This is a genomic window from Candidatus Neomarinimicrobiota bacterium (assembly GCA_012964825.1).
In the GTDB taxonomy this organism is placed as follows: domain Bacteria; phylum Fidelibacterota; class Marinisomatia; order Marinisomatales; family S15-B10; genus UBA2125.
The window spans coordinates 1-2942 of the sequence record DTTI01000031.1 but is presented as its reverse complement, the minus strand read 5'-3'; the positions used below and the strand labels follow the sequence as shown (position 1 = coordinate 2942).

The window sequence follows — 2942 nt, the reverse complement described above, 5'->3', positions numbered from 1 at the left end:
TATTACTTGTCAGTGATAGCCACAGACAGCGCCGGTAATTCATCCGATACTGTTGCGAGTAACGGTGTAACAGTGGACTTGACCCCTCCAAAGAAGGGACAAATCATTGATCTTACACCCTACGACCTTTTTTCGGAATCCAAACCAATGCAAACCGTTTCTGTATCTGTAAATAAACAAGACAGGGATTGGGTAAATGACAGTACAAGTCTGGCCGCATACTGGTGGGGATTCACGGATAATTTGAGCGGGATTGATCGTTACCAATTTGCCATTGTGGATTCCGATTCGACCGCCCTAGTGGATTGGTCAGTGCCGGAGACAGACTCGACTACAAGAATTATAAGTCTATCTCCTCCGCTGCAAGATGACCAATATTATTATATTGCCGTAAGAGCTTTTGATGTTGCTGAAAATGTTTCTGATACTTTGAGTGATGGAGTATATGTTGATCTTACGCCGCCCTCTCTCCCGGAACGATCATACGACCGGATTCTACTGGCTGACACAAGTCAAGTGAGTATTATCTTTTCAGAACCTCTCTCCTCTTTACCAAATGTCTCCGCTTCCGCGATTAGAACTGATACTGTAAAATTTGCTACTGACTTGCGGAATGATACACTGGTTCTTTTTATAGAACCTCCTTTAGTCAGCATGGATTCGCTCACGTTCATACTGACAGATGTTACTGATCTGAGAGAATTGGTGACCGATAGCATAAAAGTAGAAATTCATGCAAAGCTCATGGGAGATTACAATGACAACCTGAAGGTGGATGTGAGTGATGTCAGTAAGTTTGCCGAAGAATGGAAGAACACTGATATAGCTCCCGTAACGGGTGATCCACCACACTTCTATCCGGCCCCAGATGGCACTGTAGATCTTCGTGATGCCATGGCTTTTGCCCGTATGTGGAGGTGGTCCAACAATACAAGCGACACATCTCTCACCTCTGCCTTCCAAATGGGCCAACCTCTGGACGCAAAGATCACACCCGGAGGCTTTGCTGTCACCCTTCCCCGCAACGCACAGTCTGGTGAAATGGAGATCCAATCACAAAGCAGGATAAGGCTAACAAATGGCGAAATATCGGAAAACGGCCTGTTCCTCTCCCGGCAAAGCGCAAGCGGCAAGCACCAGATTATTCACTTTGGACTATTCCCAGAACCGACTAAAGCAAGTGTTCCTGCTCTTTCCTTTTCTATGGACGATCCGGCAATGGAGATAGATCTCAGTTACCGATTCTTCAGCTCAACCGGGGATTTGATATCCAGCGGTTCGGTGACACTGTTTGACTCTCCTCTTCCAACACAGTTTGCTCTGCATCAGAACAGTCCTAACCCTTTCAATCCTGTCACTACAATCGCCTACGATATCCCCGAACCAACTTACGTGGAAATCGCCATTTATGATTTGTTGGGCGGAAAAGTGAGAACACTCGTGAGTAAAGAAATGTCGCCAGGATTTCATTCCGCCATCTGGAACGGAAAGGACGACAGGGGCCGCCTGGTAGCATCGGGGATGTTCATCGTTCGGATGTCAAGTAGTTCATTCATGGACGTCAGGAAGATGCTTATGCTGAAGTAGACAATAACAAGATTGCAACCCTACGATCACGATGGCACCAATTTTTATAAAGTAGAAGTGCGGAGAGAGAGGGATTCGAACCCCCGGTCCCGAAAATCAGGACAACGGCTTTCGAGGCCGCCGCATTAAACCAAACTCTGCCATCTCTCCAAAAACCGAAAAAGTATCACCAACAGGTCACCCTTTCTTACAGATGATACTTAAATTTAGGATTGACGACGGGAATTGAAAAAGGTGGTAAGAAGGGACCCGCACTCTTTCTCCAACACGCCCCCCTTCACCGCTGCCTTGTGGGCAAACCTGGGATCGCTACAAAGCTGATAAAGAGACCCGCAGCACCCCTCTCTTTCATCGTAACAGCCAAAAATGACCTGATCCAGCCGTGAATTAATAATTGCACCGGCACACATGGCGCACGGCTCTTTCGTAACATAAAGCTTGCACCCCTCTAGTCGCCAATTACCCAGGGAAGCACAAGCAGCGGTGATAGCAATGATTTCCGCATGAGCTGTGGGGTCACTGAGCATTTCACACTGGTTGTGCCCTTTGCCTATAAGATGATTCCCCTTTACCACTAAAGCCCCAACTGGGACTTCCTCCATATCAAACGCCCTGTTCGCCTCAACCAAGGCGAGCTTCATCCACTTTTTCTGTGAAGCAGAATTCATTTGACATAAAATGATAAAACCGGTTTTACCGGCTGACTAAAGGGTGGTTCGTAAACGTGAAATTTCCATGGCCAGTTTTTGAACTCCATCCACCACGGTAACATCAAAAGTAGAATCTATCAGGTTGAGACGGTTTGCATAATCGAGACTCTCCGTATACTTGCCCTGTGAAAAGTATGAAGATGAGATCGTCCATATAATGTGTTTAGAGTTTATGTTTTCATCCCGGGAAAATTGCCAGGCGGGGCTGCCTTTCGAGACTTCGTATGTAGTGTCCCTTACCATGGTCAGCAGATTGATACCAAACTGCACAGCCTTACCGTGAGAATTGTCGGCATGATGGGCCAGGGTCAGGCCGGCTGTGCACTCGATGGCCGGATCGTGGGGTGGATCTTGCAAAAGGAGTTTCATGTCTTCCCATGTGGTGTCTTTATAAGCCTTTGCCAAACCTTTTGTAAATCTGACAATGCTTGAATCTATCTCACCCAGCTTTCCAAATGTCCAACCTTGGCCATTATAGCCATCCGTATAAGTGGTATCACGGACAACGGCACTTAAAAACCACTCATTCGATTCAGTGAACTTCCCCTCATCGTAGAGCACCCAGCCGTATTCGGTCATGTCCATATCGGTGGCTGTGACCTGCTTTCTGCAACCACTACCCACAAGGATGCAAGCCATGAGAAG

General features: G+C 47.1%; 1 protein-coding gene and 1 tRNA gene. Both read right to left on the bottom strand.

Annotated elements, in window-relative coordinates; translation table 11 throughout:
* Positions 1-1647 precede the first annotated feature (1647 nt).
* A tRNA-Ser gene (locus EYO21_02635) sits at positions 1648-1737 on the bottom strand.
* Positions 1738-1793: 56 nt separating this feature from the next.
* Positions 1794-2255, bottom strand: coding sequence for a nucleoside deaminase (locus tag EYO21_02630; GenBank protein HIB02707.1), 462 nt, complete (start codon positions 2253-2255; stop codon positions 1794-1796).
* Positions 2256-2942: the final 687 nt, after the last annotated feature.